Genomic DNA, 5049 nt, shown 5'->3' with positions numbered 1-5049 from the left:
CAATTGTCTTTACCGTATTGGCCGGGAATCACAAACATGCTGGTCGCTCCCTGTTTGACGAACGAGGCTTTCAGTCACGCGGGCCTTCTGGCGATCGAATCCTGTCCAGGAATACATCGGCAAAAGTCAGTGTGTTCAATTCCTTATACTGGTGATAAGAAACATCTGTCAATGACTTGCTGGGGTCAGGCCGCCTGTGAGTCCCTGGCTTCCCCCCTTCCTGGAAGGATTGATTTCTCACTCAAGAGTACGAAATTTTGCCCATCGGTTGCGGTCGCGCCGCACGAGGGCGACAATCCTAAGTTGCCACACAAGGGCGATTTATGAGCGGCGTTACGATTCCATCAGCGGCAATTCGACGGGTCCTGTTCGCGGTGCTGGTCGGTCTCTTCGGGACTCAGAACAGCCACCTCATCTGCCCAGCTTCTGTCTTCGCTCAGATTCTCGACCCACCTCCGCCGCGGTTGGCGATCCCGCCCGAACCGGTCAAAAAGCCCGGTGAAAGGCGGGGTAGCTCAACCACGTTCAGCCTTGATCGACACCAGTCAGCCGTCCAATGTGCCGATGCAATTGAGTTATCTCTCGAACGGAAAGAATATCACGCAGTCTTTCCGTTGCTGGAGACCCTGCTCTCGGAACCCGCGACGTTCGTCCCGATTTCTCCTTATTCAGACGTTACTGCGGCAGAGTATGTGAAACGTGTGCTGGAGCAGATTCCCCCCGAGGCACGGTCGAGATTCGAAGCGCAGCGGCGTGTCGCAGCCAGTGAAACCTGGGACCGCGCGAAGAACGCCGGTCGTGAGGAAATCGCTCGCTTTCTCAGGGATTTCCCCGAGTCCCCCCTGGCTGTCGAAGCGTGGTGGCAGCTTGGACTTCATGAGCGAGATCTTGGGCACGTTCGCCGTGCGGCCGCAGCGTTCAGAAGGGTGGCAGAGCATCCTCAAGTGAGTTTGCCCCTTCGCATCACGGCCCTTATTGCGGCGACGGAGTCCCTGACCCGCACATCCATGATGAACGAGGATGCGGCCCGAGAACGGCGGTTACTGGCTGGTCGACTTTCTGCACTGGATGGCAATTTCAAGCTGGAAATCGCTGGCCGCGTTATCACGCTTGCTGAATGGCGAATGCAACGGGATCTTGCTGCGTCCCCCTCTGAACACCAGTCCCCGGCAACCTCACAGGAGGTGGGCGCTACCGCACAGCGGTGGCAGAAACACCGGCCGGTGCTTCTACCCATCTGGCGACATGACTTGCCGAATGCTCCACAGACCAGTCTCGAAAAGCTGGTGAAAGTTCTACCCGATCCGTCGGCACGACCTGTCTTGATCACCGCTCCCTTAATTTGCGGCTCTCAGGCCATTGTGCGTACGACGCAGGAGATTCACTCGTTTGATATCCCCTCCGGTCAGGCACAATGGTCGATTCCCAATACGGAATTCCTGAACATCGGCAAGAGAATTTTTGAAAGCACTGCTTATCGATCGGTTGCGATTGAGTGGGCACAGCGACGCACCCAGGCCGATTCCCTGTTCAGTCGAATGACAACTGACGGATTGCATCTGTTCGTCATCCAGGAACCGGACCGTTCGAGTGAATTCCGAATGGAGAGTGATCGCTCGCGCGGCCTTCCCCGATTGGGGCCGCAGTACAATCAGCTTTGCAGCTACCATCTGAAGTCGGGAGAGCTCAACTGGGAGATCGGCGGCCCGGTCTCTGAACCCCGGCAGGAGTTGGAAGGATACTGCTTTCTGAGTGCGCCGCTCGTCCTTGACGGCGACCTGTTTGTCATCGGACAGCGTGATTCAGATCTCGAACTGCTGTCCCTGTCCATCGACACAGGGGAACTGAACTGGAGACTTCCGCTCGGCACGGCCGCTCGGCCGATCGATGAAGACCTGCAGCGGTCACGCACGGCCTGTCCGATTGTCTGGCATGAGGGCCTGTTGCTCTGTTCAACAAGTTCCGGCAGCATCGTCGCTGTCGATCCTGCGATGAGGTCCATAAAATGGAGTTACCGGTATCCTGCCATCACCATCCTTGCGGGCGATATGGCCCAGATGACACGACGGGCCGGACGCGTCAATCTGATTGAACCCTGGTGGGAAACGTGGCGTGAACCTTTTCTTGCCGTCGCACAATCGATCCCGCAGGAATCAGGCGCGAATCCACCGAACGATTCCTCCGCGCCGGCCCCTGCCCCTCCCCCGGAATCCGTGCTGTTGTTCGCCTCACCCGAGACAGACAAGTTACATGCCATTCGCCTTCCTCAGGGTCAACCACTTTGGCAAATCGATCGCCAGGACGGGTTAGCCGTGATCGGGATCTCTGATCAGAGAGTGATCATCACCGAAGACATGCGCGTCCGGGCGCACGACATCGGTTCAGGAGAACTCGCCTGGGCCACCCCCATCGAACAGGTCAGCGGTCCAGCGGTCTTGAACGGATCACTGCTGGTGATTCCCGTGCAGTCGGGCGGTGCATCCGTCCTCAATGCGATCGACGGCACGGTTCTCAATGAAGCGGGTGCCAGTGACGTGCCGCTCGGAATCCTCGCCGAAACAGAACATGGCTGGATTGCCTTCAACCGACAATCCGTCTCTCTGCTCCCTCAGTTAGATGACATTCGACAGTCGATCGCCTTGGAACTGAAACAAGACCCTGATAACGAGTCTCTGCGAGTTCGGGCGGCACTTCTGGACCTCCAGGCAGGAAATGTAGAACTGGCCCGCGAACATCTGGTCGGGCTGACATCGACCCCGGCACGCAATATTCGCCGACAAGCTCTGATTGCAGCGTTGGAAAGTAGTCCAACGGCAACCAGTGAAGTCAGTCGCACCAGTCTGGCGCGCGAACTGAACGAACTGGCCGACAACTCGGATTACAGGTTTGCAGCCGCCGCTGCGATCGGAATGTCTGCACTTGCGGTGAACGACTTTAAAGACACGGTCGACGCCTGCCTGGACGGACTCGCCGCGAATCTGGCTCATCATGATCAACTGGTCAAACGGCAGACGACTCACGTCCGCAAGGACCGTGTCTTGTTGGGTCTGATTGATGAAGCATACCGGCGTTCCCCACCCTCCGACCGCAACGAACTGGACCGACTGTTTCAATCACGAGTGAACCAGGCACGGAGCAGCCGAGACCGACTGGCGCTTCAGGAACTCTGGACGCAGTGGCGAGGACTCGACTGGAGCCGTCAGCTCATCATTTCAGACCAGGAAAAAGTCCTTCGAAAACGCTCGCTCGTCGAACAGGACTTACGGCTGCGGGACGCGGCGGGCAGTGACGATCCTTCGATCGCCTCTGAGGCGTTTCGGAGACTGGCTGAAAAGCTGGAACGACAGTGGCTTCATCGGGAAGCTGAGGCAGTCCGTCGGCAGACCCAGATTGAACAAGAGTCGCGGGAACTCTCGTCGTCCGCAGAGACTTCGGTGACCCCGCCAGAGATCGAGCGAGAAGGGACACCTCAAGACCAATCCATTGCTGTTGCGGTTCCCTGGACTTCGAGCGAACTCCAGACGCACTGGCCTAGTTCGAAGCCAAAGATCAAATCACGCAATGATCGCAACTTCGGAATTTATGCGCCGACCATCCCTCTTCATTCCGAACCAGGAAGTCTCACCGAACGACTCGACGTGTCGATCGATCGTACGGGAGACGAGGTCTACATTCGGGGAGGCGCGTTCTTCCAGACAGGTCAAGACGAAGAAAACGAACGTCGCTTGAACCTCCCTAAATCGTCATCTCCCTTCCGGGGGCCCGGTGGTCACATGCTGCGCGAGGGCTGGGGAATTGGACGGATTGTCGTACTGCTGATTGGCAGCGAACTGTTCGGGGTTTCGCTTGTGGATGAACAGGGCGAACCCAACTCGCAATTCCTGTGGGCCAACCCGATTGACCTCGAAATCCCCGTCGGCGAAACAGAAGAAGCACCTTCCTCAAAGGGGATCTACTCACCTCGACAGACAGTCAGAGCCCTCAACGGACCACCGCTCATTGAAATTGGCCCCGTCCGTGCGGGCTATCTCTGTTACCACCAGCGAAAACGGCTGACCGCAGTCGATACCGAGACAGGCCGCAGCCTGTGGCAGCGCTACGATGTCCCGGTCGACGCGGCTATTCTTGGCGATGACCAGCGGGTTTTCGTGTGGCATCAGACGGGCCGAGTGGACGAACTCAGCGCGATCGACGGCCGGAGTCTGGCACAGCGCGAACTAACGGCATCGCCTCAAGACCTGCTGCTACAGCAGGGATCACTGGCCTGGACCGCCCGTCGCGGAGCCACCACCCAAGTCAGCCTTCATGATCTCAGGTCGGGTGAATGCATCTGGACTCGAACTGACCCGGCCGAAGCTCTGGTGGCCGTACTGGATGAGTCAACGCTCGCAGTCGTCACCCCCGAGAAGCTGCTGTATATCCTGGACACCAGGACTGCTGAACAGCGCTTTGCCCCCTTGAGTGTAAAATCTGACGCCGTTGAAGAGATCGTTACGAGCTTTGATTCGGATCACTGGTACGTCGCCATGTCTCGTCCGGTCCCGAATCTGGAGGGCCTGAAAGGGATCCAGCCGAGAGAGTCCTATCGGACACGGTTCGTGAATGGCCCGCTTTATGCTGTGAAGCGAGCGGACGGGCAGATTGTGTGGCAACGAGACCTGAAGAATGAACCATTCGCATTAGAAGTTTCCCGATCCGCGCCGGTTCTGGTGCAGGCCTGGAAACTCCCTCCCGCAGGCATCAACAACGCGAGCGAAGGGGTATTCAAGATCACCGACAAGCAAACCGGGAAGATCCTGATGGAACGCAGAAGTATGGATGTGCTCCCGTATTTCCTGTTGAATCCGGATCCTCAACAAGGCATGCTGGAAATCAAGCTGACGCAAGAAACCATCACCGTGGATTATTCATCCGACATCAGTTCTGACGGACGCGATTCCCCGAAAACCCAGGAGACAAAGCCACTTAAGAATCAGTGACAGGGCGAGTATGGTTCCCTCACCAGGAGCGCACGGTCCCTGTCTGTGGGACGAAACACGTCCTCGTTTC

At 57.6% G+C, this 5049-nt stretch carries 1 protein-coding gene; it reads left to right on the top strand.

The genetic code is table 11. The features are described 5' to 3' along the window. The first annotated feature begins 323 nt into the window (after positions 1 to 323). Entirely contained in the window at positions 324 to 4979 is a 4656-nt protein-coding gene (locus tag VGE80_RS01020) for an outer membrane protein assembly factor BamB family protein (RefSeq protein ID WP_440591353.1), read from the top strand. Positions 4980 to 5049: the final 70 nt, after the last annotated feature.

Source organism: Schlesneria sp., assembly GCF_036405755.1.
GTDB classification, from domain to species: domain Bacteria; phylum Planctomycetota; class Planctomycetia; order Planctomycetales; family Planctomycetaceae; genus Schlesneria; species Schlesneria sphaerica.
This window is presented reverse-complemented; position numbering and strand designations above follow the sequence as displayed.